Raw genomic sequence first — 25,756 nt, forward strand, 5'->3', positions numbered from 1 at the left:
AGAGTCGGTCGGGTACAGCCGGGTGTTGAGCAGCCAGCACTCGCAGTGACAGCAAGGATCCGATTCCGTGGCTCTCCCCCCGCTCACCCAGGAACAGCGCGCGGCCGCGCTCGAGAAGGCCGCCGCCTCACGACGTGAACGTGCCGAGGTGAAGAACCGCCTCAAGCACGGCGGTGCCTCCCTCGGAGGCGTCATCGAGGACGGGAAGGTGAACGACGTCATCGGCAAGATGCGCGTCTCCGCCCTCCTCGAGTCGATGCCGGGCGTCGGCCGGGTGCGAGCCCGCCAGATCATGGAGGAGGTCGGCATCAGCGAGAGCCGACGCGTCCGTGGTCTGGGCCAGAACCAGGTCGCGGCGCTGCTGCAGCGCTTCGGGCGGCAGTGACGACCCCCTCCCGCCTCACGGTCCTCGCCGGTCCCACCGCGGTCGGCAAGGGGACCCTCGCGGCGTACGTCCGTGAGCACCACCCCGAGGTGTGGCTGTCGGTGTCGGCGACGACCCGACGGCCGCGACCCGGGGAGGTCGAGGGCGTGCACTACCACTTCGTCTCCGACGAGCAGTTCGACCGGATGGTCGAGCAGGGCGAGCTCCTCGAGTGGGCCGTCGTCCACGGTCGGGCCAAGTACGGCACACCCCGCGGACCGGTCGAGGAGGTCCTCGCGACCGGTCGTCCGGCCCTGCTCGAGATCGACCTCCAGGGCGCCCGCCAGGTGCGCGAGTCCATGCCCGACGCGTTCTTCGTCTTCCTCGCGCCCCCGAGCTGGGACGAGCTGGTCCGCCGGCTCGTGGGCCGGGGCACCGAGGACGAGGAGGAGCGGGCGGCCCGCCTCGACACCGCGCGCATCGAGCTCGCGGCCGCCGAGGAGTTCGACGTCACCGTTGTCAACGACGACGTTCGGCGCGCGGCCGAGGACCTCGTATCATGGACGCGAACCCCTGTCCCCGCAACGAAACGAGACTGACGCGTGTCCGGAACCACGGCGAACCCCATCGGCATCACCAACCCGCCGATCGACGAGCTCCTCGAGCAGGCCGACTCCAAGTACGCCCTCGTCCTCTACTCCGCGAAGCGGGCCCGGCAGATCAACGCCTACTACGCCCAGCTCCAGGAGGGCCTCCTCGAGTACGTCGGCCCGCTCGTCGACTCCGAGGTCCACGAGAAGCCGCTCTCCATCGCCCTGCGCGAGATCAACGAGGGCCTGCTCACCTCCGAGCCCACCAACGAGCCCTCCGAGGGCTGACGCCCGTGAAGGTCGTCCTCGGGGTCGCCGGGGGCATCGCCGCCTACAAGGCGTGCTCGCTCCTGCGCCTGCTCTCCGAGGCCGGCCACGACGTCACCGTCGTCCCCACCGCCTCCGCCCTCCACTTCGTCGGTGAGGCGACGTGGGCGGCGCTGTCGGGCAAGCCGGTCCACACCGACGTGTGGTCCGACATCACCGAGGTCCCGCACGTGCGGATCGGTCAGGAGGCCGACCTCGTCGTCGTCGCGCCGGCCACGGCCGACCTGCTCGCGCGGGCGGCCACCGGGCAGGCGGACGACCTGCTGACCAACGTCCTGCTCACCGCGCGGTGCCCGGTCGTCATGGCCCCGGCCATGCACACCGAGATGTACGAGCACCCGGCGACGCAGGCGAACATCGCCACCCTCACCGAGCGCGGCGTCCACGTCGTGCCGCCGGCCTCGGGGCGCCTGACCGGCCGCGACACGGGCCCGGGACGCCTGCCGGAGCCGGAGCAGCTCTTCGAGGTCTGCGTGCGCGAGCTCGCGCGGGGCGCCGGGGGAGCGGCGCCGTCCGGTGCGGCGGCCGCTCGGGCTCCCCGGGGTGACCTCGCGGGCCGGCGCGTCGTCGTCACCGCCGGCGGTACCCGCGAGCCGCTCGACCCCGTCCGCTACCTCGGTAACCGGTCGTCCGGCAAGCAGGGCTACGCCCTCGCCGCCGTCGCGGCCGGGCGCGGCGCCGAGGTCGTCCTCGTCTCCGCCGCCTCGCTCGAGGCGCCCGCCGGGGTGCGGGTCGTCCCCGTCGAGACGGCGCTCGAGATGGAGGCCGCCGTCCGCGCCGAGGCGGCCGAGGCGGACGTCGTCGTCATGGCCGCGGCCGTCGCCGACTTCCGGCCGTCGAGCTACGCCGACCACAAGATCAAGAAGACGCACGAGCCCGGTGCCGACGGGAGCGCGGACGAGTCCGCGCCGGTCGTCACCCTGGTGCGCAACCCCGACATCCTCGCCGGCCTCGTCGCCGCGCGCGGCGGGGCGGCTGCGCCGGTCGTCGTCGGGTTCGCCGCCGAGACCGGCGACGAGAGCGCCTCGGTGCTCGAGCACGGGCGCGCCAAGCTCGCCCGCAAGGGCTGCGACGTCCTCGTCGTCAACGAGGTCGGCGCCGACGTGACGTTCGGCAAGGACGACAACACCGTGCACGTCCTGCGCCGGGGGAGCGACGCCGTCCTCGACGTCGGTCCGGTCACGAAGACCGCTGTCGCGCAGGCCGTCTGGGACGTCGTCACCGACCTCCTCTGACCGGGTCGGTCACCAGCCCCGCGGCACCGGCGTCCGGTCCCACCCGTCGAGTGAACAGGACACGCCGCCTGCGCTGGTGCGCACGCGGCGTGTTCTGTTCACTCGACGGGTCGAACGGGTCGGTCAGCGGCGGGCGCCGGCCTTCTTGCCGCGGGGAGCCTTCGCCGCGGGCTGCGCGTCCGCCTCGGCGGTGTCCTCCGCCTCGACCTCCTCGTCGACCTCGGGCTCGGTCTCCTCGATGTCGTCGGTCCCGGCCTCGGTGTCGTGCGCCTCGACGGGCTGCACCTCGTCCGACTCCTGCTGCTCGATGGGCTGCGCGTCGGCCTCGGTCGCGTGGACCTCCTCGACCGCGACCTCCTCGCGCTCCGGCTCCGCGGCGGGTGCGGGCGCGGGCTCCTCGACCGCCCCGACGGCCGCCGGGCCGCCCAGCGTCGCGAGCATGTTGCGGACGTTGGAGAGCTGGGCCGTGATGCTGTCGCGGCGCGCGGTCGCGGCGGCCAGCTCGCGCTCGGAGTCGCGGCGGACGCGGTCGGCCTGCTCCTTGGCGGTGCGGACGAGGCCGGCGGCCTCGGCGCGCGCGGCCTCGAGGACCCGGGCGGCCTCGCCGGTCTTGGCGGCGTGGTCCTCCTCGGCCTCGCGGGCGAGGAGGTCGGCGCGCTCCTGCACGGCGGCCAGGGCGTCGTCCTGTGCGGCGATCTGCGCGTTGAACTCGGCCGCGGCGGCCTCGCGACGCTCGCCGAGCGTCGTCTCGAAGTCCGCGGCCTGCTGCGCGGTGCGGGCCCGCTGCTGCTCGTAGTAGGCCTCGGCCTCCTCGCGCCGGGCGGCGGCCTCGCGGGCCGCGTCGTCGACGATCGCGTCGGCCTCGGCCTTCGCCTGCGCCACCACCTGGGCCGCGGCGGCGTCGGCGCGCCCGCGGACCTCCTCGGCGTAGCGGTCGGCCTCGGCCCGTGCCAGCGCGGACTCCTCGGTCGCCACGCGCCGGGCCTCGTCGGCGTCGGCGGCGGCGGCCGCGCGGATGGCCCCGGCCTCCTCGTCGGCGAGCCCGAGCATCGTCCCGATGCGCTCGCCGAGGTCGGCGAAGGTCGGGCTGGAGGCCTTGCGCGCGTCCTCCTCGAGCGAGGCGAGCCGTGAGCGGTGCTCCTCGAGCTGCGCCGCCGTCGCCTCGTGGTCCTGGCGCGCCTTGGTCAGCTGCACCGACGTCTCCGCGGCCTCCTGCCGGGCCGACTCCGACTCCTGGCGCGCCGTGTCGACGGCCTGGTGCAGGGCCGCGAGGTGGGCGTCGACCTGCACCGGGTCGTAGCCGCGGAAGACGGTGGGGAACTCGGGGTGGGTCATGCGGACTCCTCGTCGGGGGTGGGGGCCTCGGGCGTGGGTGCGTCGGTGGTCGGGGGTGCGTCGTCGTGCACGTCCAGCGCCTCGATGACACCCGTGAGCCGGCTCAGCTGGGTGGTGATGGCGTCACGTCGCGCGGCGAGTGTATGCACCTCGGCGCGGGCCCGTTCGACGGCGGCGTGCGCCTCGGCGCGGACCAGGTCGGCGCGGGCACGGGCGTCGTCCGAGAGCCGGGTGATCTCGGCGCGGGCGGCGCGGTGCGACTCGTGCGCCTCGCGCTGCATGCGCTCGACGTCGGCGGCGACCTCGTGCCGGACGCGGCGGGCGCCCTCCTCGGCGTCGGCGACCCGGCGCTCGGCGCGGAGCGTGGCCTCCGCCTCGCGCCGGCGCGCCTCCTCGAGGATGCGCTCGGACTCGCGCGCCGCGGCCTCCCGGGTCCGCTCCGCGTCGGCGCGCGCCTCGGCGAGCACGCTCTCGGCCTGCTCGCGCATCCGACGGGCCGCGGCGTCGGCCTCGGCCAGCCGGTCGCGGCTCTTCGCCCCCGCGCTGCCGAGCAGGGTCTGGACACGCTGCCGGTGCGTGCGGGTGCGCTCGACGATCTCGGCGTGGTGCTCGCGGGTGCGCCGCTCGCGCTCCTCCTCCGTCCGCGCGAGGACCTCGCGCACGGTGCCCTGGGCCCACGCGAGGTGGCGCTCGGCCGCCTCGACGACGGAGGCCGCCTCGGCCTCCGCGGCGGCGGCCAGCCGGATGGCCTCCCGCTGCGCGTCCTCGACGAGCAGCTCGGCCTCGACCCGGGCGCCACGCTCGCGGGTCGTCAGCTCCGCGATGCGCCGGGCGACCTCGGTCTCGGCCTCCTCGCGGTGACGGACCGCGAACGACTCCGCCGCCTCGCGCAGGGCGGCCAGCTCGCCGTGGGTCGTGGTGCTCAGGGCCTCGAGCTCGGCCGCGTGCCGGGCGTGCTCGTCCTGCCACCGCTCCTGGTGCGCCCGCTCGTCGTCGGCGAGGCGTGCCATCGTCGTGTCGTGCTCGGCCCGGGCGCGCTCCAACACCGCGGCCGCGCGCTCCTCGGCGTCGCGCACGAGCGTGGCGGACTGCTCCTCGGCGAGACCGATGGCCTCGTCGCTCACCTTCGTCGCCCGCTCGCGCAGCAGGGCGGCCTGGTCGGAGGCGTCGGCGAGGAGGATCTCGACCTCGGCGCGGGTGTCGGCCAGGCGCTGGTCGGACTCGGCGCGGGCGTCCTCCAGCCGGGCGGTCAACTCGGCGAGCTCGTGCGCGGCGCGGTCGCTCTCGGCGCGCACCCGGGCGGCCTCGGCCCGCGCCTCGCTCAGCTCGCGGCCCGCGTCCTCGCGCAGCTGGTCGGCCAGCTCCTGGGCGCGCGTGAGGAGCGAGAGCGCCTCGTCGACCGGCCCCGCGGGCGCGGCGGGGTCGTTCCCGGCGCGCACCGGCTCGTCGTGGATCCCATCGGACACGCGCGCCATGATTTCACGTGCGGCCGGGGGAGACGGACCGGGCGGCTGTCGTGTTCCACGGACCGGTATCTTGGGCCGGGCGTGCCCGCTCAGGTCCGGGGGCGCCCGTCCATCGAAGGAGTTGCCGCGTGTCCGCACGTCTGTTCACGTCCGAGTCGGTCACCGAGGGTCACCCGGACAAGATCTGCGACCAGATCTCCGACAGCATCCTCGACGCGATGCTCGAGCAGGACCCGCACAGCCGGGTCGCCGTCGAGACGATGGTGACGACCGGCCTGGTCCACGTCGCCGGCGAGGTGACGACCGAGGCGTACGTCGAGATCCCGCGGATCGTGCGCGAGACGGTGCTCGGCATCGGCTACGACAGCTCGACGAAGGGCTTCGACGGCGCGTCGTGCGGCGTCGAGGTCTCGATCGGCCAGCAGAGCCCCGACATCGCCCAGGGCGTCGACACCGCCTTCGAGAACCGCAGCGGCGGCGTCGACCCCAAGGACAAGCAGGGCGCCGGCGACCAGGGCCTGATGTTCGGCTACGCGTGCGACGACACCCCCGAGCTCATGCCGCTGCCGATCTACCTCGCGCACCGGCTCTCCGAGCGCCTCACGGCGGTCCGCAAGGACGGCGAGCTGTCGTACCTGCGCCCCGACGGCAAGACCCAGGTCACCATCGCCTACGACGGCGACACCGCCGTCTCGCTCGACGCCGTCGTGCTCTCGACCCAGCACGCCGAGGACGTCAGCCTCGAGGGCCTGCTGCAGCCCGACATCCGCACCCACGTCATCGAGCCGGTCCTCGCCGAGCTCGCCGACGGCGGCACGGACCTGCGCACCGACTCCTACCGCACCTACATCAACCCCACCGGCAAGTTCGTCATCGGTGGTCCGATGGGTGACGCGGGCCTGACCGGCCGCAAGATCATCGTCGACACCTACGGCGGGATGGCCCGCCACGGCGGCGGCGCGTTCTCGGGCAAGGACCCGTCGAAGGTCGACCGCTCGGCGGCGTACGCCACCCGCTGGGTCGCGAAGAACGTCGTCGCCGCGGGCCTGGCCCGCCGCTGCGAGGTCCAGGTCGCCTACGCCATCGGCGTCGCGCAGCCGGTCGGCCTCTACGTCGAGACCTTCGGCACCGAGACCGCCCCGGTGGAGAAGATCCAGGACGCGATCCGCCGCGTCTTCGACCTGCGCCCGCTCGCGATCCTCGAGGACCTCGACCTGCTCCGTCCCATCTACAAGCCGACCGCCGCCTACGGCCACTTCGGGCGCACCGCGGTCGAGGGCGTCGAGAACGCCTTCACCTGGGAGCGCACCGACCGCGTCGAGGCGCTGCAGCGCGCGGTGGCCGGCTGACCGGCCGCTCGTCCACAGCCGGAGCCCGCCGCCCCCGAGGGGGTCGGCGGGCTCCGCTAGGTTCGGGGCCGTGAGCGGGACGGACGAGGCGGGGGAGCAGCTGGCCCTCCTCGCCGGTGCCCGGCCCGCCCGCCCGCGCCTGCGGGGCGAGGACCCTCCGGCCGACGAGCGTCCCGTCGCGCTCGTCCAGGTCGACACCGGCCTGGCCCACCTCGACCGGCCGTTCGAGTACGTCGTCCCCGCGTCGATGGCGCAGGGCGCGATCCCCGGGGCGCGGGTCAAGGTCCGCTTCGCCGGGCAGGACCTCGACGGCTGGGTTCTCGAGCGTCGGGACGAGGCCGAGCACACCGGGCGGCTCAGCCCCCTGCGGAGGCTCGTCTCGCCCGAACCGGTCCTCACCCCGGCCGTCCTCGACGCGGCGCGCACCGTGACCCGCCGGTACGCCGGCACCCTCGGCGACGTCCTGCGCCTCGCGGTGCCCCCGCGGCACGCTCGCGCCGAGCAGGCGCTCGCCGCCGACGCCCCCGAGCACCCGCCGCTGCCGGACGCCCCGTCCGGGGCCTGGGCGCCGTACCCGGCGGGGGAGGCGTTCCTCGCCCGGCTGCGCTCCGGGGGCGACCCCGGCGCCGCGGTCCTCGCCCTGCCGGCCACCGACCCGTCGCGGGCCTGGCCGGCCCTGCTCGCCGAGGCGGTGCGGGCCACGGTCGAGGGCGGGCGCGGGGCGGTCGTCGTCGTGCCGGACCACCGTGACGTCGTGCGGACGGAGGCCGCGCTCGTCGCGGCGCTCGGTCCGGGCCGGCACACCCGCCTGACCGCCGACCAGGGCCCGCAGGCCCGCTACACCGCCTTCCTCAAGGCGCTGCGCGGCCACGTGCCGGTCGTCGTCGGCACCCGCGCGGCGGCCTTCGCCCCGGTCGCCGACCTCGGGCTCGTCGTCTGGTGGGACGACGGCGACGACCTGCTCGACGAGCCACGGGCCCCCTACCCGCACGTCCGTGAGGTGCTGCTCGCCCGGGCCGCGCGCGAGGGCACGGCCGTGCTCGCCGCCGGCCACGTGCGCTCCGCGGCCGTCGCCGACCTCGTCGCGTCCGGGCGTCTCTCGGTCGTCGAGGCCCCGCGGCGGGCCGTCCGCGATGCCGTGCCCGCCGTCCGCGTCGCCGGGGAGGGCGCCGACGTCGAGCGGGACCCCGCGGTGGCGGCGGCCCACCTGCCGAGCGTGGCCTGGCGGGCCGCGAAGGAGGCGCTCGCGGCGGGGCCGGTGCTCGTCCAGGTGCCACGGCGCGGCTACCTGCCCTCGCTCTCGTGCCAGGACTGTCGTCGCCCCGCCCGCTGCCGGGTGTGCTCGGGCCCGCTCGGGCTCACCGGCCCGCAGGGTCCGCCCGCGTGCCGCTGGTGCGGTCGCGTCGAGACCGCCTTCTCCTGCCCCAGCTGCTCCGGCACCCGGCTGCGCTCGTCGGTCGTCGGTGCCCGGCGGACCGCCGAGGAGCTCGGGCGCGCCTTTCCCGGCGTCCCCGTGGAGCGCTCGGGTGCGGGCACGGTGCTCGACGCGGTCGAGGGCACCCCGCGCCTCGTCGTCGCGACGCCCGGCGCGGAGCCGGTGGCCGAGAGCGGGTACGCCGCTGCCCTCCTCCTCGACGCGTGGGCCCTGCTCGACCGGCCCACGCTCGACGCCGGCGAGGAGGCGCTGCGCCGGTGGTGCTCCGCCGCCGCGCTCGTGCGTCCGGCTGCGGCCGGTGGCCGCGTCGTGCTCGCCGGCGCGCCGCTCCACGTCACCGTCCCCGCGGTCGAGGCACTCGTGCGCTGGGACCCCGCGTGGTTCGCCGAGCGCGAGCTCGCCGAGCGGCGCGAGCTGTCGCTGCCCCCCACGGCGCGCGTCGCGGCCCTGACCGGCTCCCGGGCCGCCGTGGCCGCCGCCCTCGACGAGCTCACGCTGCCGGAGGGAGGTACCGTGCTGGGTCCGCTGCCGCACGGCGAGCAGCGCTGGCGCACCCTCGTCACCGTGCCGACCGGTGCCGGTCCGGAGCTGACGAGCGAGCTCTCCGCCCTCCGGGCCAAGGCGTCGGCCCGCAAGGACCCCGACCCGGTCACCGTGCGGGTCGACCCGCGCGACCCCGCCGGCTGACCGGCGGCGCCACCGGCCCTCCTAGACTCGCCGGGTGCGCCTCGTCCTCGCCGGAACCCCCGACACCGCCGTCCCGTCGCTGCGGGCGCTGCTCGCCTCGCGCCACGAGGTGGCCGCCGTCGTGACCCGCCCGGACGCCCGCGCGGGCCGGGGCCGGACGCTGCACCCGTCACCGGTCAAGGAGGTCGCGCTCGAGCACGGCCTCGAGGTGCTGACCCCGGCGCGCCCCGGAGACCCCGACTTCCTCGACCGGCTGCGCGAGATCGCCCCCGACTGCTGCCCGGTCGTGGCCTACGGCGCGCTCCTGCCCCGGCCGGCTCTCGACGTACCGCGGCACGGCTGGGTCAACCTCCACTTCTCGCTGCTGCCCGCGTGGCGTGGCGCCGCGCCGGTGCAGCGCGCCGTCATGGCCGGGGACGAGGTGACCGGCGCCAGCACGTTCGTCATCGAGGAGGGCCTCGACACCGGGCCGGTGCTGGGGACGGTGACGGAGCCGGTGCGCCCCACCGACACCGCGGGGACGCTCCTCGAGCGGCTCGCCGGCATCGGCGCCGGGCTGCTCGTCGCGACGATGGACGGCCTGGAGGACGGCTCCCTGCGCGGCGTGCCCCAGCCCGACGACGGCGTCAGCCACGCCCCCAAGCTCACGGTGGCCGAGTGCGAGGTCCGCTGGTCGCTCCCCGCCCACCTCGTCGACCGGCAGGTGCGCGGCGCCACGCCGAACCCCGGCGCCTGGAGCACCTTCCGGGACGAGCGGCTCGGCATCGGCCCGTTCGCCACCGCCGACCTGCCGCCGGACCTCCCGGCGCTCGCGGCGGGCGAGCTGCACGCCACCAAGCGCGCCCTCCTCGTGGGCACCGCCTCCGGCCCGGTCGTGCTCGGCGAGGTGCGTCCCCAGGGCAAGCGCGCGATGGCCGCCGCCGACTGGGCCCGCGGCGTGCGGATCGCGCCGGGGGAGCGGCTGGGCTGACGGCCCGGGCGGCCTCAGCCACCCGGCAGGGGCTGCTCCGGCAGCGGCCCGAGCCCGGCGAGGGCGGGCAGCCAGGGGGTGACGTCACCCCGGACGACGAGGGCGCGCACCTCGTCGGCCGTCCGGCGCGCGGTGACGGCCCGGAGGAGGTCGACGGTGTCGGCGCGCAGGAGGACCGCGGCGTCCTCCGGTCGCCCGGACGTGACGCGGACGCGGGTGCCGTCGTCGAGCCCGAGCGGGGGCAGGCCGTCGCCGGCCTGCGCGACGCGGCCGAGCATCCGGTCGAGGACGATCTCGACGCCTGCGCCCGAGCGGCCGCCCGGCTCGCCGAGCGCACCGCGCAGGTCCTGCTCGTGGATGACGACGTCACCGAGCGGCCGCGTGCCGTGGGCCGTCATCCACTGCACGAGGCCCGGTGCGAGGGAACGCCACTCGTCGACGAGTGTGCTGACGTGGCGGCCCCGGCGCGCCTCCACCTGGGCGGCCGTCCACTCCTCGCCGTGGTCGTCCGGCTCGTTGCCGTCGAGCACGTCGGCGCCGAGGCCGACCATGTGCGAGAGCAGGTCGCGGGCGCTCCAAGCGGGCGTGGCGGGGACGCGGACCTCCATCCGGTCGTCGCCGGCCGCGAGCACGAGGGCGCAGACGCGCTCGTGCGCCTCGCGCCAGGCCGCGACCGCCGGGTCGGTGGTCCCGGTGGTCATCGGGCCTCCAGTGCCGCGAGGTCGCGCTCGGCGTAGCGCCGGTGCCACCACTCCTCGGTGAGGATGGTCAGCAGGCACTCGCGCACCGGGAAGGCCTCCGGCTCGGGCCAGCCCGGCGCGTCGACGGGCACCGTGTCGCGGGCGAGGTCGTCGTCGCCGAGTGTGGCGAGGTGCGCCCGGACCCGGTCGGCACGGTCACGGCGCAGCGCGAGCGCCACCTCGAGGTCGGGCCGGGCGTCCCGGTCGGCGGTGAACGCGTCGGTGTCCGGAGCCTCCTCCCAGGGCAGGGAGAGCGGGTCCCAGGGCGCCGGGTCGCCCTGGACAGCGCGCAGCAGCCAGCACTCCGTCGCGAACGCGAGATGGCGCAGCGTGTCGACGAACGACCACTCGCCGTCGACGCGCTCGTGCAGGAGGGCGGGGTCGAGACGGCGGGCCCGCTCGACCGTCCCGGCCCACAGGTCCTCGAGGACGTCCCAGGCGTGCCGGAAGCCGTCGGCGTCCGTCGGCCGGATGTCGGCGTGCCCCCGTGCGGTCCGGTCGAGCTCGGCGACGACGAGCGGGGCGACGTCGACCCCGTTGACGACGAGCCGGCCGATCTCGCCGCTCACCTCCAGGCCCTCCACGTAAGCGCCCCGGACCCGCACGTCGGCGAGCAGGACGTCGCGCAGGAGCATCCCGGAGAGGTCGGCGGAGCGCAGCCGCGCCCCTCGCAGGCGGACCTGCTCGGCGGTGGCGCCGCTCAGGTCGACGCGCCGCGCGCTCGTCCCGGAGAGGTCGAGGCCCTCGTGGTCCACGGTGTCCATGGGCCCACGCTAGGGGTGGATGCGGACGAGGGGCGTCCGCTGTCCCGACCGGCCGCCGGTAGCCTGCTGCGGTGCCCGACCGACCCACCCGCCCCCACGGCCGCGGGCCGCGGCAGCGCTCCCGGACCGCCCCCGCGCAGCGCACCCGCGCCGCCGAGCCCACCCGCTTCGCCGCCTACACCCTCCTGCGGGCGGTCGCCGACGGCGCCTACGCCAACCTCGAGCTGCCGCAGATCCTCCGCCGTCGCCGGCTCGAGGGGCGCGACGCCGCCTTCACGACCGAGCTGGCGTTCGGGACGCTGCGCTGGCAGGGCCTGTACGACAAGGTGATCGAGGTGGCCGCCGGTCGCCCGGTGGAGCGGCTCGACCCGGCGGTCCTCGACGTCCTGCGCATCGGCGTGCACCAGATGCTCGGGATGCGCGTCGCGCCGCACGCCGCGGCCGACCAGACCGTCGGGCTCGCCCGCAGCGTCGCGAGCCAGGGGGCGGGCGGCCTCGTCAACGCGGTCTTGCGCCGGGTGGGGGAGCGCCCGCTCGAGGAGTGGGTCGAGGAGGTCGCCCCGCGCGACGGCGGGAGCGCCGCGCTCGCGGTGCGCCACTCGCACCCCGAGTGGGTCGTCAAGGCCCTGCGCGCCGCCCTCCTCGGGCACGGTCGCGCGACGCCCGAGACGGTCGACGCCGAGCTCGACGCCCTCCTCGCCGCCGACAACGTCCCGCCGGTCGTGCACCTCGTCGCGCGCCCCGGGCTCGCGACCGTCGAGGAGCTGCTCGAGGACGCCGACGCCGAGGCCAGCCTCGGTTCGCCCATCGGCGCGGTGCTCCACGGCGGGGACCCGGGCCGCATCGCCGCGGTGCGCGACGGTCGGGCCGCGGTGCAGGACGAGGGGTCGCAGCACCTCGCGCTCGCGCTGGCCGCGGTCGACGTGCCCGACGACGCCCCGGCCCGCTGGCTCGACCTGTGCGCCGGCCCCGGTGGCAAGGCCGGCGTGCTCGGGGCCCTGGCGCTACAGCGCGGCGCGGACCTCACGGCCGTCGAGGTCAGCGAGCACCGGGCCGACCTCGTGCGCTCGAGCCTCGCCGCCCTCGGCCAGCGTGCCGAGGACGCCGGACGCTCCGTCGAGGTCCGCACCGCCGACGGCCGCGAGATCGGCGAGGACGAACCCGCTTCTTACGCGAGGGTGCTCGTCGACGCGCCGTGCACCGGGCTCGGTGCGCTGCGCCGCCGGGCCGAGGCGCGCTGGAGGCGCACGCCGGCCGACCTCGCCTCCCTCGGACCGCTGCAGCGCGCGCTCCTCGCGTCGGCGCTCGACGCCGTCGCGCCCGGTGGGGTCGTCGCCTACGCGACGTGCAGCCCGCACGTGGCCGAGACACGGTTCGTCGTCGGCGACGTGCTCAAGAAGCGCGACGACGTCGAGGTCCTCGACGCCCGTCCGTTCGTGCGCGACGCCGCCGGCGAGCAGCTGGCCGAGCTCGGCGACGGCCCGTACGTGCAGCTGTGGCCGCACGTGCACGGGACCGACGCGATGTTCCTCGCCCTCCTGCGCAAGCGGCCGGAGGCCTGAGCCCGGCTGCGCCCGGACCGCCGAACGACCTCGCTAGGGTGGCGGGCGTGCAGATCTCGCCCTCGATCCTCTCGGCCGACTTCGCCAACCTCCAGTCCGAGCTCGAGGCGATCGCCACGGCCGACTGGGCGCACGTCGACGTCATGGACAACCACTTCGTCCCCAACCTCACCCTCGGCCCGCCGGTCGTCGAGGCGCTGCTCAAGGTCTCGCCGGTCCCGCTCGACTGCCACCTGATGATCGAGGACCCCGACCGCTGGGCGCCGGGGTACGCCGAGGCCGGGGCGCAGTCGGTGACCTTCCACGTCGAGGCAGCCACCGACCCCGTCGCCACGGCCCGCGCCATCCGCGCCGCCGGCGCCCGCGCCGCCTTCGCGGTCAAGCCGGGCACCGACTTCGCCCCCTACGAGGACCTGCTCGCCGAGGTCGACATGGTCCTCGTCATGACCGTCGAGCCCGGGTTCGGCGGCCAGTCCTTCATGGCCGACCAGATGCCCAAGGTCCGCCAGGTCCGCGAGGCGGTGCGCCGGCGCGGTGGCGAGATCTGGGTGCAGGTCGACGGCGGCGTGTCCGCGAGCACGATCGAGCAGTGCGCCGAGGCCGGGGCCGACGTGTTCGTCGCCGGGTCGGCCGTCTACGGCAAGGACTCCGCCGCCGACGCCGTCGCCGAGCTGCGCGCCCTGGCCGAGAAGCACCGGCACTGAGCGTGCCCTCCCTCGCCGGGCGCCTCGCGCAGGAGGACGGCTTCGCTGCCGACCTCGACCTGACCGAGGGGCTCGCTCCCGGCGAGGTTCTGGCCGGCGCCGAGCTCGAGGGCTGCCGCCTGACCGGGGCGGTGCTCGAGCGGGCCGTCCTGCGGGACTGCACCTTCACCGACTGCACGTTCACCGGGTGCGACCTCTCGATGGCCGTCCTCGACGGCTCGCGCTTCACCGACTGCCGGTTCGTCGAGTGCAAGGCCCTCGGCGTCGTCTGGGCCCGGGCGGCGCCCGCACCGCTCTCGACGCGGCCGTGGGACCTCGAGCGGTGCCGGCTCGACCTCGGCTCGTTCCGTGACGCCGCCGCCGCGGGGTCGCGGTTCGTGGACTGCTCGATGCGGGAGGTCGACCTCGCCGGTGCCGACCTGCGCCGCGCGACCTTCACCGGGTCCGACCTCGCCGGCGCGACCTTCGCCGGAACCGACCTGCGGGAGGCCGACCTCGTCGGGGCCTCCGGCTACGTGGTCGACCCGACCGAGAACCGGGTCCGCGGCCTGCGCGTCGACGCGGTCGCGGCCGGCGGCATCCTCCGCGCGCTGGGGCTTGTCGTCGAGGGCTGACCCGTCCGTGCGCGGGACGTCACACCGGACCTCGTGGCGGCCGACGGGGCGAGGGCGCATAATGGCCGCATACGTGCTCCGGGGTCGGTGCAATTCCGAACCGGTGGTGACAGTCCACGACCCGACCGCAGCCAGCGGCCGGTTGACGCGGTGAAACTCCGCGACCGACGGTGAGAGTCCGGATGGGAGGCAGCACGTGTCGACGGGAGCAGTGTCCCGTCGGCGGTCGCCGTGACCGCGCACCGAGGTGTGCGCGAGCCGTCGACCCGTCCACCCGGAGCCCGACCGAGACCGGTTCGAGGCACGAGGACGGACACCGTGGAGCGAGACACCGCGCTGATGCGCCGGGCGCTCGATGCCGCCGTGCGCGGGCCCGAGGCCGACCCCAACCCCCGTGTCGGCTGCGTCGTCACCGACCGCGACGGCGAGGTCGTCGGCGTCGGCCACCACCGCGGCGCCGGCACGCCGCACGCGGAGGTCGACGCGCTCGCCCAGGCCGGGGCCGCCGCCCGCGGCGGCACCGCCTACGTCACGCTCGAGCCGTGCGACCACACCGGGCGCACCGGCCCGTGCTCGCGCGCCCTCCTCGACGCCGGGGTGGCCCGGGTCGTCCACGCGGTGCCCGACCCGTCCGCCGAGGCCGCCGGTGGGGCCGAGCGGCTCGCGGCCGCCGGGGTCGCGGTGCAGGCCGGCGTCCTCGCCGAGGACGCCGAGGCGGTCAACCGCACTTGGTTGCACACCCGGCGCACCGGTCGTCCCTTCGTCACGTGGAAGGCCGCCGCCACCCTCGACGGGCGCTCGGCCGCCGCCGACGGCTCGAGCCGCTGGGTCACCGGGGAGGCCGCCCGCGCCGACGTCCACGCCCTGCGCGCCCGCTGCGGCGCGGTCCTCGTCGGCACCGGCACGGCCCTGGCCGACGACCCCGCCCTCACCGTCCGCGACGCCGAGGGCCGCACCGTCGGCCGCCAGCCCCTGCGCGTCGTCGTCGGCAAGCGCGACCTGCCGGGCGGCGCCCGGCTCGCCGACGGCGTCGCCGAGACCCTGCACGTCCCGACGCACGACCCCGCCGCCGCCCTGGCGGCCGTCCACGCGCGCGGCGTCCACCACGTCCTGCTCGAGGGCGGGCCGACCCTCGCCGCCGCCTTCCTGCGGGCCGGTGTCGTCGACGAGGTCGTCGCCTACCTCGCCCCGGCCCTGCTCGGCGGCGGCCACCCCGTCGTCGGCAACCTCGGGGGCAGCTCGATCGGGGACGCCCTGCGCCTCGAGACCACCGACGTCACCGTGCTCGGTGGCGACGTCCGCATCACCGCCCGACCGCTGAGGAGCTGACCGTGTTCACCGGAATCGTCGAGGAGCTCGGCACCGTCGTCGCCCTGGACCGGGGCGCCGACTCCGCCCGGCTCACCCTCCGCGGCCCCCTCGTCACCGAGGACGCGACGCACGGCGCCTCGATCGCCGTCAACGGCGTGTGCCTCACCGTCGTCGAGCACGTCGACGGTGAGTTCACCGTCGACGTCATGGCCGAGACCCTCCACCGCTCGAGCCTCGGCGCGCTCGCCCCGGGCGACCGGGTCAACCTCGAGCGGGCGATGGCCGCCTCGTCCCGGTTCGGCGGGCACGTCGTCCAAGGCCACGTCGACGGCACGACGACGATCACCGCCCGCGAGCCGGGCGAGCGCTGGGAGGTCGTGCGGTTCGGGCTGCCGGCCGCCCTCGCGCCCTACCTCGTCGAGAAGGGGTCGATCACGGTCGACGGGGTGTCCCTCACCGTCGTCGACGTGACGGACGGCTCGTTCTCGGTCTCGCTCATCCCGACCACGCTCGACCTGACCACGCTGGGGCACAAGGGGGTCGGCGACCCCGTCAACCTCGAGGTCGACGTCCTCGCCAAGTACGTCGAGCGGCTGCTGGCCACCCGGTTCGCCCCCACGGAGGTGGCCCCGTGAGCGCCGGCCCCGGTCCCGCGCCGACCCTCGCCTCGGTCGAGGAGGCCCTCGACGCCCTGCGCACCGGCCGGCCGGTGCTCGTCGTCGACGACGCCAACCGCGAGAACGAGGGCGACGTCGTCCTCGCCGCCGAGACGCTCGACCCGTCCTGGACGGCGTGGGCGGTGCGCCACAGCTCGGGCTACCTGTGCGCGCCGATGCCCGAGGCGAGGGCCGACCGGCTCGGCCTGCCGCTCATGGTCCGCGACAACGCCGACCCGCTCGGGACCGCCTACACCGTGACGGTCGACGCCGCGGTCGGCGTGACGACGGGCATCTCGGCCGCCGACCGCACCCGGACGGTGCGCGTCCTCGCCGACCCGGCCTCGACGCCGGCCGACCTGCGCCGGCCCGGGCACGTCGTGCCGCTGCGCGCCCGCGCGGGCGGCGTGCTCGTCCGGCCCGGGCACACCGAGGCGACCGTCGACCTCTGCCGGCTCGCGGGGCTGGAGCCGGTGGGGGTCATCGGCGAGCTCGTCGAGGACGACGGCACGATGACCCGCCTCGACGGCGTGCTCGCCCTCGGTGCGCGGTACGACCTGCCGGTGCTCGCCATCGCCGACCTCGTCGCCTGGCGCCAGCGCCACGACCGCGTCGTCCGGGTCGCCGACACCGTCGTCCCGACGCCGCACGGCCGCTTCCGGGCGCTGGCCTACCGCGACGACATCACGGAGGAGGAGCACCTGGCGCTCGTCAGCCCGCTGGGTCTCGGCACCGGCCCGGTGCTGACGCGGGTCCACTCCGAGTGCCTGACCGGCGACGTCCTCGGCTCGCAGCGCTGCGACTGCGGCCCGCAGCTGGACCGTGCGCTCGAGCGCGTCGGCGCCGAGGGCGGGCTCGTCGTCTACCTGCGCGGCCACGAGGGCCGGGGGGTCGGGCTCGCGGCCAAGCTGCGCGCCTACGAGCTGCAGGACCGCGGGCTCGACACCGTCGACGCCCAGCTCGAGCTCGGACTGCCCGTCGACGCCCGCGACTACACGGTGGCCGCCGGCGTCCTCACCGACCTCGGCGTCGACGCTGTCCGGCTGCTCACGAACAACCCGGCCAAGGTCGAGGGCCTGCGCGCCCACGGCATCGAGGTCCCGGCCGTCGAGCGGCTGCGCACGACGCCGCTGCCGACGAACAGCGAATACCTGCGCACCAAGCGCGACCGGATGGGCCACGACCTCGTCGTCGACGCCCACGACCCCCGAGAGAACCCGAGGAGCACGGCATGAGCGGAGCAGGGTCCCCGAGCGTCGCGGCGGACGGGCGCGGCCTGCGGGTCGCGGTCGTCGCCGCGTCGTGGCACGACACGGTGATGGACGGCCTCCTCGACGGCGCTCGCCGCGGCCTGGCCGAGTGCGGCGTCGAGGACCCCCTCGTCGTCCGCGTCCCCGGCACCGTCGAGCTGAGCGTGGCGTGCGCTCGCCTCGCCCCCGCGCACGACGCCCTCGTCGCCCTCGGGGTCGTCGTCCGCGGCGGCACGCCGCACTTCGACTACGTCTGCCGGAGCGCGACGGCCGGGCTGACCGACGTCGCCGTGCGCACCGGCGTGCCGGTCGGGTTCGGGGTCCTGACCTGCGACGACGACGCCCAGGCCCTCGACCGCGCCGGGCTGCCCGGCTCCCGCGAGGACAAGGGCCACGAGGCGGCCGTCGCCGCCGTCGCCACCGCGGTCACCCTCCGCGACCTCGGCGCGCGTGCGCCGCTGCCCACCGCCGACCGACAGGACGGATGACGACCGTGCCCCTCCTCGCCGCCGCGGCCCAGCCGGGCCCGAACCTCTTCCAGCAGCTGCTCGACGCGAGCATCCCGATCGGCACCTACCAGCTGCACTACCTCGAGGTCCTCGGCGTGCTCATCGGCATCGTCTCGGCGTGGTTCGGGATGCGTCGCGCCGTCTGGGCGTGGCCGGTCGGCATCGTCGCCAACGTCATCCTCTTCTTCGTCTACCTCGGCGCGCTGGTCGGGGCCGACCAGCGGATCCCGCTGCTCGGGCAGGCCGGGCGCCAGGTGTTCTTCATCGTCGTCAGCGTCTACGGCTGGGTGACGTGGGCCGCCCTGCGCCGCCGGCGCGGCGGGGGAGGGGCCCCGGCGGTCGACCCGCGCTGGATGACGGCCCGCGAGCGGGCCGTCGTCGTCGCCGGCTGGCTCCTGGGCACGGTGCTCGTGCACCAGGTCTTCCAGGCGATCCTCGACGCCAACCCCAACCCGTACTACACGCCGGCCTGGTGGTTCTCCTGGTGCGACGCGTGGATCTTCGTCGGCTCCGTCGTCGCGACCTACGCGATGGCCCGCGGCTGGAACGAGTTCTGGCTGGCCTGGATCGGCGTCGACCTCGTCGGGGTGCCGCTCGGCTTCGCGACCGGGTACGTACCGACCTCCGTCATGTACGTCTTCTACGGGATGTTCGTCCTCTACGGCTTCTCGCAGTGGGTACGGGTGACCCGCGCGGCGGGTGAGGCGGCCTCCCACGACGACGTCGTGGCGCCCGTCGCCTGACCGGCGGTCGGGCGGCCCTCCGCACCCCCGTACGCTGGTGCCCGTGAAGACGTTCGACGCGCTGTACGCCGAGCTCGCCGAGAAGGCCCGCACCCGCCCCGAGGGCTCGGGGACGGTCGCGGAGCTGGACGCCGGCGTCCATGCCATCGGCAAGAAGATCGTCGAGGAGGCGGCCGAGGTCTGGATGGCCGCCGAGCACGAGGGGCGCGAGCGCACCGCCGAGGAGGTCAGCCAGCTGCTGTACCACCTCCAGGTGCTCATGCTCGCCGCCGACCTCTCCCTCGACGACGTGTACAAGCACCTCTGAGCCGGCCTCCCCGCCGCTCGTCGACGCCCCACCCCAGGAAGACCCCCATGCTGCGTATCGCCGTCCCCAACAAGGGATCCCTCGCCGACCCGTCGGCCGCCATGCTCCGCGAGGCCGGGTACCGCACCCGCCGCGACACCAAGGAGCTCGTCGTCACCGACGTCGACAACGGGATCGAGCTGTTCTACCTCCGCCCGCGCGACATCGCCGTCTACGTCGGCTCCGGCACGGTCGACTGCGGCATCACCGGCCGCGACCTGCTCCTCGACTCCGCCTCCGCGGCGGTCGAGGTGATGCCGCTCGGCTTCGGTGCCTCCACCTTCCGCTGGGCCGCGCGCCCGAACACCGCGACCGACGTCGCCGGGCTCGCCGGCCGCCGCATCGCGACGAGCTACTCCGGCCTCGTCGAGAAGCACCTCGCCGACCAGGGCGTCGAGGCCTCGGTCGTGCGCCTCGACGGTGCCGTCGAGACCGCGATCACCCTCGGGGTCGCCGACGTCATCGCCGACGTCGTCGAGACCGGCGCGACCCTGCGCAGCCAGGGCCTGGAGGTCTTCGGCGAGCCGATCCTGCGCAGCGAGGCCGTGCTGGTCCGGCGCGAGGGCAGCGAGGAGACCGCCGGCATCGAGGTCCTGCGCCGGCGACTGCTGGGCGTCGTCACGGCCCGCCACTACGTGATGCTCGACTACGACGTGCCGGCGGACCTCGTCGACCGCGCCTGTGCCGTCACCCCCGGCCTCGAGAGCCCGACCGTGTCGCCGCTGCAGAACCGCGACTGGTGCGCCGTCCGCGCGATGGTGCCTCGGATCGGCACGAACGCCGTGATGGACGAGCTGTACGACCTCGGCGCCCGCGCCATCCTCGTCACCGACATCACGGCCTGCCGGCTCTGACCCGGGTGCCGACCGTGACCGACGCCCCCGCCCCCGACGCCCCCTTCCGGCCCCGGCGCGGGCGCGTCGTGCCGCTCGCCGTCGCCGGCGTCTTCGTGCTCATCTGCACGGCCGTCGCCGTCGGGATGGGCGTCGCGGGCCAGTGGGGGCTCGGCGACCAGCTGGCCCTCGTCGTCTTCGGCGTCGCCGTCGCCGCGTTCCTCGCGCGCTACGCCGCCATCCGCGCGACCCCCGGCGAGGCCGGGCTGACGGTGCGCAACCTCATGTTGACCCGCACCGTCGGCTGGGACGAGATCGAGGCGGTGCGCTTCGTCGACGGCGACCCCTGGGTCAGCCTCGAGCTCGTCGACACCGACGTCGTCGCGGTCATGGCCGTGCAGCGCGTCGACGGCGAGCGCGGCCGCGCCGAGGCCGCGCGCCTGCTCGAGCTCGTCCGGGCCCGCCGCCGCGGCTGATCACACGGCGACGCCCTCCCGCTCGGACCCCACCCGCGCGGCGGTGGGCCGCAGCCGGCCGAGCGCCAGGAGCTGGGGGAGGGCCATGAGCGCGAGCAGCGCCCAGAGCAGCGTGAACCCGCCCGAGGCGTCACGGACCGCGCCCATCGTGGCGGGCCCGAGCGAGGCGAGCGAGTAGCTGACGAGGAAGGCCATCGCGGTCAGGCGTGCGCTGTCGCGCGGGGTGACCGAGTACCGGACGAGCAGGCCGAGGCCGAGCGCGAAGCACGCCCCCTGGCCGGCGCCGATGAGCAGGGCCCAGCCCCAGGCGAAGGCGTCCGGCGCGAGCCAGACGCCGGTCTCGCCGACGCCGCCGAGGAGGGTCGCCCCGGCGAGCAGCCACCGCGGGTCGTGGACGCGGTCGAGCAGGGTCGGCGCGACGAGGCCGCTGACCAGCTGCGCGCCGGTGAAGACGGACATGAGCAGCCCGGCGTCGCCGGCGCTCCACCCGTGGGACTCGTAGGTCGGCGCGAGCCAGGCCAGCGACGAGTAGAACTGCCACGACTGGAAGGTCAGGTAGGCCGCGAGCGTCCAGGCGGTCACGCTGCGCCACGGGAGCCGGTGCGTGACGGCCTCGGCGTCGGGGTCGGCGGGCGCGGCCGCCCGTCGCGCGGAGCGACGCGCCAGCGGCACCCACACCAGGCCCGCCAGGGCGGCCAGCGGCGCCCACGCGAGCAGGGAGCCCGCCCAGCCACCGAATGCGCCGGACAGCGGCACGGCGACGGCCGAGGCGACGGCGGCGGCGCCCATCATCGCCATCATCGTCAGGCCGGTGCCGAGGCCCGACCGGTGGGCGGGGAAGACGCTCTTGACGATTCCCGGCAGCAGCGTGCCGGCCACCGCGATGCCGGCGCCGGCGACGAGCGTGCCGGCGTAGAGCGACCACGTCTGCCCGCCGCCGACGCCGCGCACGACGAGCCCGACGAGCACCAGCCCGACCCCGTGGCCGACCGCGACCCCCGGGCCGACCCGGCGCGCCAGGACGTTGGCGACCGGCGCGAGCAGGCCCATGCAGAGCACCGGCAGGGTCGTGAGGACGCCCATCGCCGCGCCCGAGAGGCCGAGGTCGTCGCGGACGGTCTCGGCGAGCGGCGGCAGGCTCGCCATGAGGGTGCGCAGGTTCGCGGCGACGAGCACGAGCGCGGTGACGACGAGCCAGGGCGGCGTCGAGGTCGTGGGGCGGGCGGGGGTGGTCACGAGGCACTCACCGCGGCATCCTCACACGCGCCTCAGGGGAGGTGGGACTCCGGGACCAGCTGGAGCGCCTCGTCGTCGTCGAGGCCGGCGACGACGAGCAGGTCGACGACGATCGAGCGGACCTGCCCGCGGACCATCTCGGCCGAGAGCCCGGCCGACGGCTCGGCCCGCGCGGAGAGCCCGGCGACCCGGGCGAGGACGACGCGTCCGGCGGACGGCAGCGCGTGCTCGTCGAGGACGCGGGCGAGGTCGTCGGCGGCCCGGGCGAGCTCGGCGACGAGGTCGACGTACCGGGGTGGCACGGTCTCGTCGCGGCGGACGGCCACGCCGGCGCGGCGGGCGAGGACGCGCAGGTTGCGCACGCAGCGGTCGAGCGGGACGACGAGCGCGGACGCCGCGACGGCCTGGGGGCGGTGCCGGCGCAGCAGTGGGGACTGGCGCACGACCGCCACGCCCTCGGCGGCGGCGGTGCGCAGGTCGGTCAGCCGGTTTTCCAGCGCCCGGGCCTCGTCCAGGGCCTCGCGGGCGAGGTCGACGTCGCCCGTCCGCAGCGTCTCGGCCACCGACTCCAGGGTCCGCGCGACGGCCCGCACCGTGCGGGCGGCCTCCGCGCGGGGCCGCGCCACCGGGCTCGTCGGGACCACGGCCCCGATGAGGAGCGCGACGAGGCCGCCGACGAGCGCGTCGAGCCAGCGCCCGACCCCGGTGCTCGTCGTCGCGGCGAAGGCGACGATGAAGACCGACTGGACGCCCGCCTGGATGACGACGAGCTGCCCGGACGAGATGACGATGGCGATGGCCATCGCGGCGACGACGACGGACGCCATCTGGAGCCCGCCGCTGCCGAGCAGGAGGATCGTCACGTCGCCGACGAGCACGCCGATGGCGACGCCGACCGTCACCTCGACGATCCGCCGCAGGCGCTGCCCGTAGGTGAGCCCGAGGCAGAGGATCGCGGTGACCGGGGCGAAGAAGGGTTGGGGGTGACCGAGGGCGAGCCGTGCGGTGAACCAGGCGACGACGACGCCGAGGCCGATCTGGAGCAGGAAGACCACCCGGTCGTGGAGGCGGTGCAGCCCGCGCTCGAGCGCCGAGCGCAGGCCGTCCGCCCCGGAGCGGGCGCGCGCGGCGACGCTCACCGACCCTCCGTCGAGACGCGGACGTCGGCGTGCTCGCGGGTGCGGTCGTCGGCGAAGACCCGCTCCTCCTGGGCGGCCCAGCGCTCCCAGTGCGGGCGAAAGGTCTCGCCGTCACGGTCGATGCCCCGGCGCATCCGCTCGTCCCGGGGTGCCTCGACCCACACACGGACGGCGGCGTAGTCGCCGGCCCGGCCGACGCTCGCGCCGCAGCCCTCGACGACGAGGACCGGGGCCGCGGGCACGTCCCGCGTCTCGCCCCAGCCGTGGCGGTCCCAGTCCCACACCCGGTAGCGCGCGTCCTCGCCCCGCGACAGGGGGTCGAGGACCTGCTCGACGAGGAGCGGGACGGCGTCGGCGAGCCCGTCCCAGCCGGGGTAGAGCTCGTCCATGTGGACCACCGGGGCGGCGAGGGCCTCGACCACACCCTTGGCGAGCGTGGTCTTGCCGGAGCCGCTCGGCCCGTCGACGGCGACGACGGCCGTCGCGCCGCACCGCGGGCGGGCGTCGTGGAGGGCCTCGAGGACCGCCTCGACGTGCTCCGGCTCGGCCGGGTCCGTCACCTGGAACCACACGGTCACCGACCCTAGCGCCGCCACTACGCTGGCGCCGTGTCGTCCGTCGCCGTCCGTGTCATCCCGTGCCTCGACGTCGACGCCGGCCGCGTCGTCAAGGGCGTCAACTTCCGCGGCCTGCGCGACGCGGGGGACCCCGTCGAGCTCGCCCGCCGCTACGGCGAGCAGGGCGCCGACGAGCTGACCTTCCTCGACGTCACCGCGAGCAGCGGGGACCGCGCGACGATGTACGACGTCGTGGCCCGCACGGCCGAGGAGGTCTTCATCCCGCTGACCGTCGGCGGCGGGGTGCGCACGGTCGACGACGTCGACCGTCTGCTGCGCGCCGGGGCCGACAAGGTCGGCGTCAACACCGCCGCCATCGCGCGCCCGGAGCTCATCGCCGAGACCGCCGACCGCTTCGGGGCGCAGGTGCTCGTCCTGTCCGCCGACGTGCGGCGTCGTCGGACCGAGGACGGCTCGCCCGCAGGCGGGTTCGAGGTGACGACGCACGGCGGGCGCACCGGCACCGGCCTCGACGCCGTCGAGTGGTGCGCCCGGGCCGAGTCGCTCGGCGCCGGCGAGATCCTCCTCAACTCGATGGACGCCGACGGCACCAAGGACGGCTTCGACCTCGAGCTGATCCGGCTCGTCCGGGCCGCCGTCTCGGTCCCGGTCATCGCGAGCGGGGGAGCGGGCGCCGTCGAGCACTTCGCGCCCGCGGTCGAGGCCGGTGCGGATGCGGTCCTCGCCGCGAGCGTGTTCCACTTCGGGGACCTGACGATCGGTCAGGTCAAGGACGCGCTGCGCGTCGACGGGCTGCCCGTGCGCTGAGGCCACGGGCACGACGGAGGGGGAGAGATGCTCGACACCGCGCACCCGCGCGACCTCGTGATGGTGGGGGCCGTGTTCGGCCTCGCGACGTTCATCTGGTCCGGCTGGGCCCAGGAGGGTCCGCCGCGGCCGGTGCTGTGGAGGGTGCTGCTCGGCGCGCTCGGGGTCGCCGGGCTCGCGCTCGCCGGCTGGAGCACGACGCAGGCGGTGCGGCACTGGGGCGGCTCGAGCGCGATCGAGCCGGGGAGCCGGGCCTTCACCGTCTACCTCGTCGTCTTCTGGGCCGAGGTCGTCGTCGCGGGGGTGGCCGGGGTCCTGCTCGCCCGGCGGGGGCGCGGCGACCTCGTCGCGCCGCTCGTGCTCCTCGTCGTCGGGCTGCACTTCGTCGCGCTCGCGGTCGTCTTCTCGCAGCCGGTGCTGCACCTCACCGCGGGGCTGCTCGTGGCCGTCGCGGTCCTCGCGGCGCTCGTCCCGGCCGGCGCGGTCGCCCGCAGCTTCTGGTGCGGCGTCCTGGGGGCGCCCGTGTTCCTCGTCGTCGGGCTGTGGTGTGCCCTGACCGGAGAGCCGCTCCTCGACCCCTCCTGACGCGGCGGCCCCACCCCTACACTCACGCTCGTGACCGCCTCCCGCGCACGGCAGCTGCACCTCGTGGTCGCCCTCGTGGCGACCTTCGCCCTCACGTTCCAGACCGCCCTCGTGCTGTCGGGGGAGGCGGTCCTCAACGACGAGGTGCCGCCGCTGGCCACGCGCCTGTACCGCCTGGTCGCCTACTTCACGATCCAGAGCAACGTCCTCGTCGCGGTCACGGCGTGGCAGCTGTGGCGCGACCCGCTGCGTGACGGCCGCTGGTGGCGCCCGGTGCGGCTCGCCGCGCTCGTCGGCATCACCGTGACCGGGCTCGTGCACTTCGTCCTGCTGCGGCCCCTGCTCGACCTGAGCGGGGCCAACTGGGTCGTCGACAAGCTGCTCCACATCGTCGTGCCGGTGCTCGCCGTGCTCGCCTGGGTGCTCGCCGGGCCGCGGCCGCGCACGACGTGGCGCACCGCCCTCGAGGCCCTCCTGTGGCCGCTGCTCTGGACGGCGTGGACCCTCGTCGTCGGCGGCCTGAGCGGCTGGTACCCCTACCCGTTCCTCGACCACCGGAGGAACGGTGTCGGCGCCGTGGTCGTCGCCGTGCTCGGGATCACCGTCCTCTTCCTGCTGCTCTTCGCCGCGGTCGTGGCCCTCGACCGCCGGCTCAGGCCGGCCAGTCGAGCTCGGTGACCTCGCCGCCCACGACCGTGGCCGTCATCGTCACCCCGTGGGTACCGACGGGGTAGAGCTCGTAGTCGCCGGCGAGCAGCTCGGGGTAGACGAGGCACGACACGGTGCCCGACGGGGTCGGCCGGGGCACGACCCCTACGTGGGGGAACGGCGACGCGTGCGCGTGGTCGTGCGGTCCGTCGTGCTCGTGGTGGTGCGGGTGGTCGTGGTGGTGCGGGTGGTCGTGGCCGTGCGGGTGGTCGGCGACCGCCCCGGCGGGCCGGATCTCGACCTCGAGGTCGTCCAGGTCGGGGCGGTGCTCGGGCATCGTCACGACGAGCGCGCCGACGTCGCCGCCGATGTCGAGGGGCACGGGCCCCTGTCCGGCGTACGGGTTCTCGGTGGTGGGCACGGCAGTCCTCTCGGGCGGGAAGGGTGGAGCGGGCGGGCCCGCCCCGCCCACCGGGTCGCGGTGGACGGGGCGGGCG

General features: G+C 76.0%; 29 protein-coding genes, 1 pseudogene and 1 riboswitch. Of the genes and pseudogenes, 22 read left to right on the forward strand and 8 right to left on the reverse strand.

The window, feature by feature from the left end; all coding sequences use genetic code 11:
* Positions 1-67: 67 nt before the first annotated feature.
* Genes mihF through coaBC form a run of 4 tightly spaced genes read left to right on the forward strand, consistent with a single transcriptional unit; the run spans position 68 to position 2,516 of the window.
* On the forward strand, positions 68-385 hold the full coding sequence (mihF, locus tag IG69_RS22125; RefSeq protein ID WP_030528289.1) for an integration host factor, actinobacterial type: 318 nt from the start codon (positions 68-70) through the stop codon (positions 383-385).
* Positions 382-963, forward strand: a complete 582-nt coding sequence (gmk, locus tag IG69_RS22130; protein ID WP_030528290.1) for a guanylate kinase — start codon at positions 382-384, stop codon at positions 961-963. The genes mihF and gmk overlap by 4 nt, the downstream gene beginning before the upstream one ends.
* A 3-nt stretch (positions 964-966) precedes the next feature.
* Positions 967-1,242, forward strand: a complete 276-nt coding sequence (gene rpoZ, locus IG69_RS0111380) for a DNA-directed RNA polymerase subunit omega (RefSeq protein ID WP_030528291.1) — start codon at positions 967-969, stop codon at positions 1,240-1,242.
* Positions 1,243-1,247: 5 nt separating this feature from the next.
* Positions 1,248-2,516, forward strand: a complete 1,269-nt coding sequence (coaBC, locus tag IG69_RS0111385) for a bifunctional phosphopantothenoylcysteine decarboxylase/phosphopantothenate--cysteine ligase CoaBC (protein ID WP_030528292.1) — start codon at positions 1,248-1,250, stop codon at positions 2,514-2,516.
* Positions 2,517-2,639: 123 nt separating this feature from the next.
* Here the strand turns inward: coaBC and IG69_RS21045 are convergent, their stop codons facing one another.
* Both IG69_RS21045 and IG69_RS0111395 read right to left on the reverse strand, forming a co-directional pair.
* Positions 2,640-3,851: a DivIVA domain-containing protein gene (locus IG69_RS21045; RefSeq protein ID WP_051750467.1), complete on the reverse strand. Its 1,212-nt coding sequence runs from the start codon at positions 3,849-3,851 to the stop codon at positions 2,640-2,642.
* A complete protein-coding gene (locus IG69_RS0111395; protein WP_030528294.1) occupies positions 3,848-5,317 on the reverse strand; it encodes a coiled-coil domain-containing protein in 1,470 nt (489 codons plus the stop codon). The genes IG69_RS21045 and IG69_RS0111395 overlap by 4 nt, the downstream gene beginning before the upstream one ends.
* A gap of 128 nt (positions 5,318-5,445) precedes the next feature.
* Here IG69_RS0111395 and metK point away from each other — a divergent pair, with 128 nt between their 5' ends.
* The 3 genes from metK to fmt all read left to right on the forward strand — a co-directional run bounded on the left by metK (position 5,446) and on the right by fmt (position 9,758).
* Positions 5,446-6,666 carry a methionine adenosyltransferase gene (metK, locus tag IG69_RS0111400; protein WP_030528295.1) on the forward strand — a complete coding sequence of 407 codons (1,221 nt, stop codon included), beginning with the start codon at positions 5,446-5,448 and terminating at the stop codon, positions 6,664-6,666.
* A gap of 70 nt (positions 6,667-6,736) precedes the next feature.
* Positions 6,737-8,788 (forward strand): primosomal protein N' family DNA-binding protein, encoded by a 2,052-nt coding sequence (locus tag IG69_RS0111405; protein WP_036829865.1) that lies wholly within the window; start codon positions 6,737-6,739, stop codon positions 8,786-8,788.
* 34 nt (positions 8,789-8,822) lie between these two features.
* Positions 8,823-9,758, forward strand: coding sequence for a methionyl-tRNA formyltransferase (gene fmt, locus IG69_RS0111410; RefSeq protein WP_030528297.1), 936 nt, complete (start codon positions 8,823-8,825; stop codon positions 9,756-9,758).
* Positions 9,759-9,772: 14 nt separating this feature from the next.
* On the opposite strand, the gene IG69_RS0111415 is transcribed toward fmt, so the two are convergent.
* Together IG69_RS0111415 and IG69_RS0111420 are read right to left on the reverse strand one after the other, a co-directional pair.
* On the reverse strand, positions 9,773-10,459 hold the full coding sequence (locus IG69_RS0111415; RefSeq protein ID WP_036829867.1) for a maleylpyruvate isomerase mycothiol-dependent enzyme family protein: 687 nt from the start codon (positions 10,457-10,459) through the stop codon (positions 9,773-9,775).
* Positions 10,456-11,262 carry a DinB family protein gene (locus IG69_RS0111420; RefSeq protein WP_030528299.1) on the reverse strand — a complete coding sequence of 269 codons (807 nt, stop codon included), beginning with the start codon at positions 11,260-11,262 and terminating at the stop codon, positions 10,456-10,458. The genes IG69_RS0111415 and IG69_RS0111420 overlap by 4 nt, the downstream gene beginning before the upstream one ends.
* A gap of 71 nt (positions 11,263-11,333) precedes the next feature.
* On the opposite strand from IG69_RS0111420, the gene IG69_RS0111425 reads away from it, so the two are divergent.
* The 12 genes and pseudogenes from IG69_RS0111425 (at position 11,334) to IG69_RS0111475 (ending at position 20,266) form a co-directional block, all read left to right on the forward strand.
* Complete coding sequence (locus IG69_RS0111425) at positions 11,334-12,824, forward strand: RsmB/NOP family class I SAM-dependent RNA methyltransferase (protein ID WP_030528300.1); 1,491 nt, start codon at positions 11,334-11,336, stop codon at positions 12,822-12,824.
* 47 nt (positions 12,825-12,871) lie between these two features.
* Positions 12,872-13,528, forward strand: coding sequence for a ribulose-phosphate 3-epimerase (gene rpe / locus IG69_RS0111430; RefSeq protein ID WP_030528301.1), 657 nt, complete (start codon positions 12,872-12,874; stop codon positions 13,526-13,528).
* A 2-nt stretch (positions 13,529-13,530) separates the two neighbouring features.
* Positions 13,531-14,142, forward strand: a complete 612-nt coding sequence (locus tag IG69_RS0111435; protein ID WP_051750468.1) for a pentapeptide repeat-containing protein — start codon at positions 13,531-13,533, stop codon at positions 14,140-14,142.
* A 69-nt stretch (positions 14,143-14,211) separates the two neighbouring features.
* A riboswitch (FMN riboswitch) is annotated at positions 14,212-14,342 on the forward strand.
* A gap of 118 nt (positions 14,343-14,460) precedes the next feature.
* On the forward strand, positions 14,461-15,471 hold the full coding sequence (gene ribD, locus IG69_RS0111440; RefSeq protein WP_030528303.1) for a bifunctional diaminohydroxyphosphoribosylaminopyrimidine deaminase/5-amino-6-(5-phosphoribosylamino)uracil reductase RibD: 1,011 nt from the start codon (positions 14,461-14,463) through the stop codon (positions 15,469-15,471).
* 2 nt (positions 15,472-15,473) lie between these two features.
* Positions 15,474-16,088, forward strand: coding sequence for a riboflavin synthase (locus tag IG69_RS0111445; protein ID WP_030528304.1), 615 nt, complete (start codon positions 15,474-15,476; stop codon positions 16,086-16,088).
* 74 nt (positions 16,089-16,162) lie between these two features.
* Positions 16,163-16,642: pseudogene (gene ribB / locus IG69_RS23280) on the forward strand (3,4-dihydroxy-2-butanone-4-phosphate synthase); the annotation flags it as partial.
* Positions 16,622-17,344: a GTP cyclohydrolase II gene (ribA, locus tag IG69_RS23285; protein ID WP_425414807.1), complete on the forward strand. Its 723-nt coding sequence runs from the start codon at positions 16,622-16,624 to the stop codon at positions 17,342-17,344. The pseudogene ribB and the gene ribA, both read left to right, overlap by 21 nt.
* Positions 17,341-17,847 (forward strand): 6,7-dimethyl-8-ribityllumazine synthase, encoded by a 507-nt coding sequence (gene ribH / locus IG69_RS0111455; RefSeq protein ID WP_051750469.1) that lies wholly within the window; start codon positions 17,341-17,343, stop codon positions 17,845-17,847. The genes ribA and ribH overlap by 4 nt, the downstream gene beginning before the upstream one ends.
* Positions 17,844-18,611 (forward strand): nicotinamide riboside transporter PnuC, encoded by a 768-nt coding sequence (pnuC, locus tag IG69_RS0111460; protein WP_051750470.1) that lies wholly within the window; start codon positions 17,844-17,846, stop codon positions 18,609-18,611. Before ribH ends, pnuC begins: the two co-directional genes overlap by 4 nt.
* 43 nt (positions 18,612-18,654) lie before the next feature.
* Positions 18,655-18,918: a phosphoribosyl-ATP diphosphatase gene (locus IG69_RS0111465; protein WP_030528308.1), complete on the forward strand. Its 264-nt coding sequence runs from the start codon at positions 18,655-18,657 to the stop codon at positions 18,916-18,918.
* 47 nt (positions 18,919-18,965) lie between these two features.
* Positions 18,966-19,811 carry an ATP phosphoribosyltransferase gene (gene hisG / locus IG69_RS0111470; protein WP_030528309.1) on the forward strand — a complete coding sequence of 282 codons (846 nt, stop codon included), beginning with the start codon at positions 18,966-18,968 and terminating at the stop codon, positions 19,809-19,811.
* Positions 19,812-19,825: 14 nt separating this feature from the next.
* Positions 19,826-20,266, forward strand: a complete 441-nt coding sequence (locus tag IG69_RS0111475; protein WP_030528310.1) for a PH domain-containing protein — start codon at positions 19,826-19,828, stop codon at positions 20,264-20,266.
* On the opposite strand, the gene IG69_RS0111480 is transcribed toward IG69_RS0111475, so the two are convergent.
* The 3 genes from IG69_RS0111480 to IG69_RS0111490 are packed head-to-tail and all read right to left on the reverse strand — an operon-like array spanning position 20,267 to position 23,219.
* Complete coding sequence (locus IG69_RS0111480; protein WP_036829870.1) at positions 20,267-21,502, reverse strand: MFS transporter; 1,236 nt, start codon at positions 21,500-21,502, stop codon at positions 20,267-20,269.
* Between the two features lie 32 nt (positions 21,503-21,534).
* Entirely contained in the window at positions 21,535-22,641 is a 1,107-nt protein-coding gene (locus tag IG69_RS0111485) for an FUSC family protein (protein ID WP_030528312.1), read from the reverse strand.
* The gene (locus IG69_RS0111490; protein WP_226902897.1) at positions 22,638-23,219 is read right to left on the reverse strand and encodes a nucleoside/nucleotide kinase family protein; all 582 of its coding nucleotides are present in this window, start codon (positions 23,217-23,219) and stop codon (positions 22,638-22,640) included. The genes IG69_RS0111485 and IG69_RS0111490 overlap by 4 nt, the downstream gene beginning before the upstream one ends.
* Positions 23,220-23,249: 30 nt before the next feature.
* On the opposite strand from IG69_RS0111490, the gene hisF reads away from it, so the two are divergent.
* Genes hisF through IG69_RS0111505 form a run of 3 tightly spaced genes read left to right on the forward strand, consistent with a single transcriptional unit; the run spans position 23,250 to position 25,289 of the window.
* Positions 23,250-24,026, forward strand: coding sequence for an imidazole glycerol phosphate synthase subunit HisF (gene hisF / locus IG69_RS0111495; RefSeq protein ID WP_030528314.1), 777 nt, complete (start codon positions 23,250-23,252; stop codon positions 24,024-24,026).
* 27 nt (positions 24,027-24,053) lie between these two features.
* The gene (locus IG69_RS21050) at positions 24,054-24,611 is read left to right on the forward strand and encodes a hypothetical protein (protein ID WP_051750472.1); all 558 of its coding nucleotides are present in this window, start codon (positions 24,054-24,056) and stop codon (positions 24,609-24,611) included.
* Between the two features lie 30 nt (positions 24,612-24,641).
* A complete protein-coding gene (locus tag IG69_RS0111505; RefSeq protein WP_051750473.1) occupies positions 24,642-25,289 on the forward strand; it encodes a Pr6Pr family membrane protein in 648 nt (215 codons plus the stop codon).
* Here the strand turns inward: IG69_RS0111505 and IG69_RS0111510 are convergent.
* Positions 25,264-25,680 (reverse strand): hypothetical protein, encoded by a 417-nt coding sequence (locus IG69_RS0111510; protein ID WP_030528317.1) that lies wholly within the window; start codon positions 25,678-25,680, stop codon positions 25,264-25,266. The two genes, IG69_RS0111505 and IG69_RS0111510, sit on opposite strands and share 26 nt — an antisense overlap.
* Positions 25,681-25,756 lie beyond the last annotated feature (76 nt).

Origin of the sequence: Phycicoccus jejuensis (assembly GCF_000720925.1) — a bacterium.
Taxonomy (GTDB): domain Bacteria; phylum Actinomycetota; class Actinomycetes; order Actinomycetales; family Dermatophilaceae; genus Phycicoccus; species Phycicoccus jejuensis.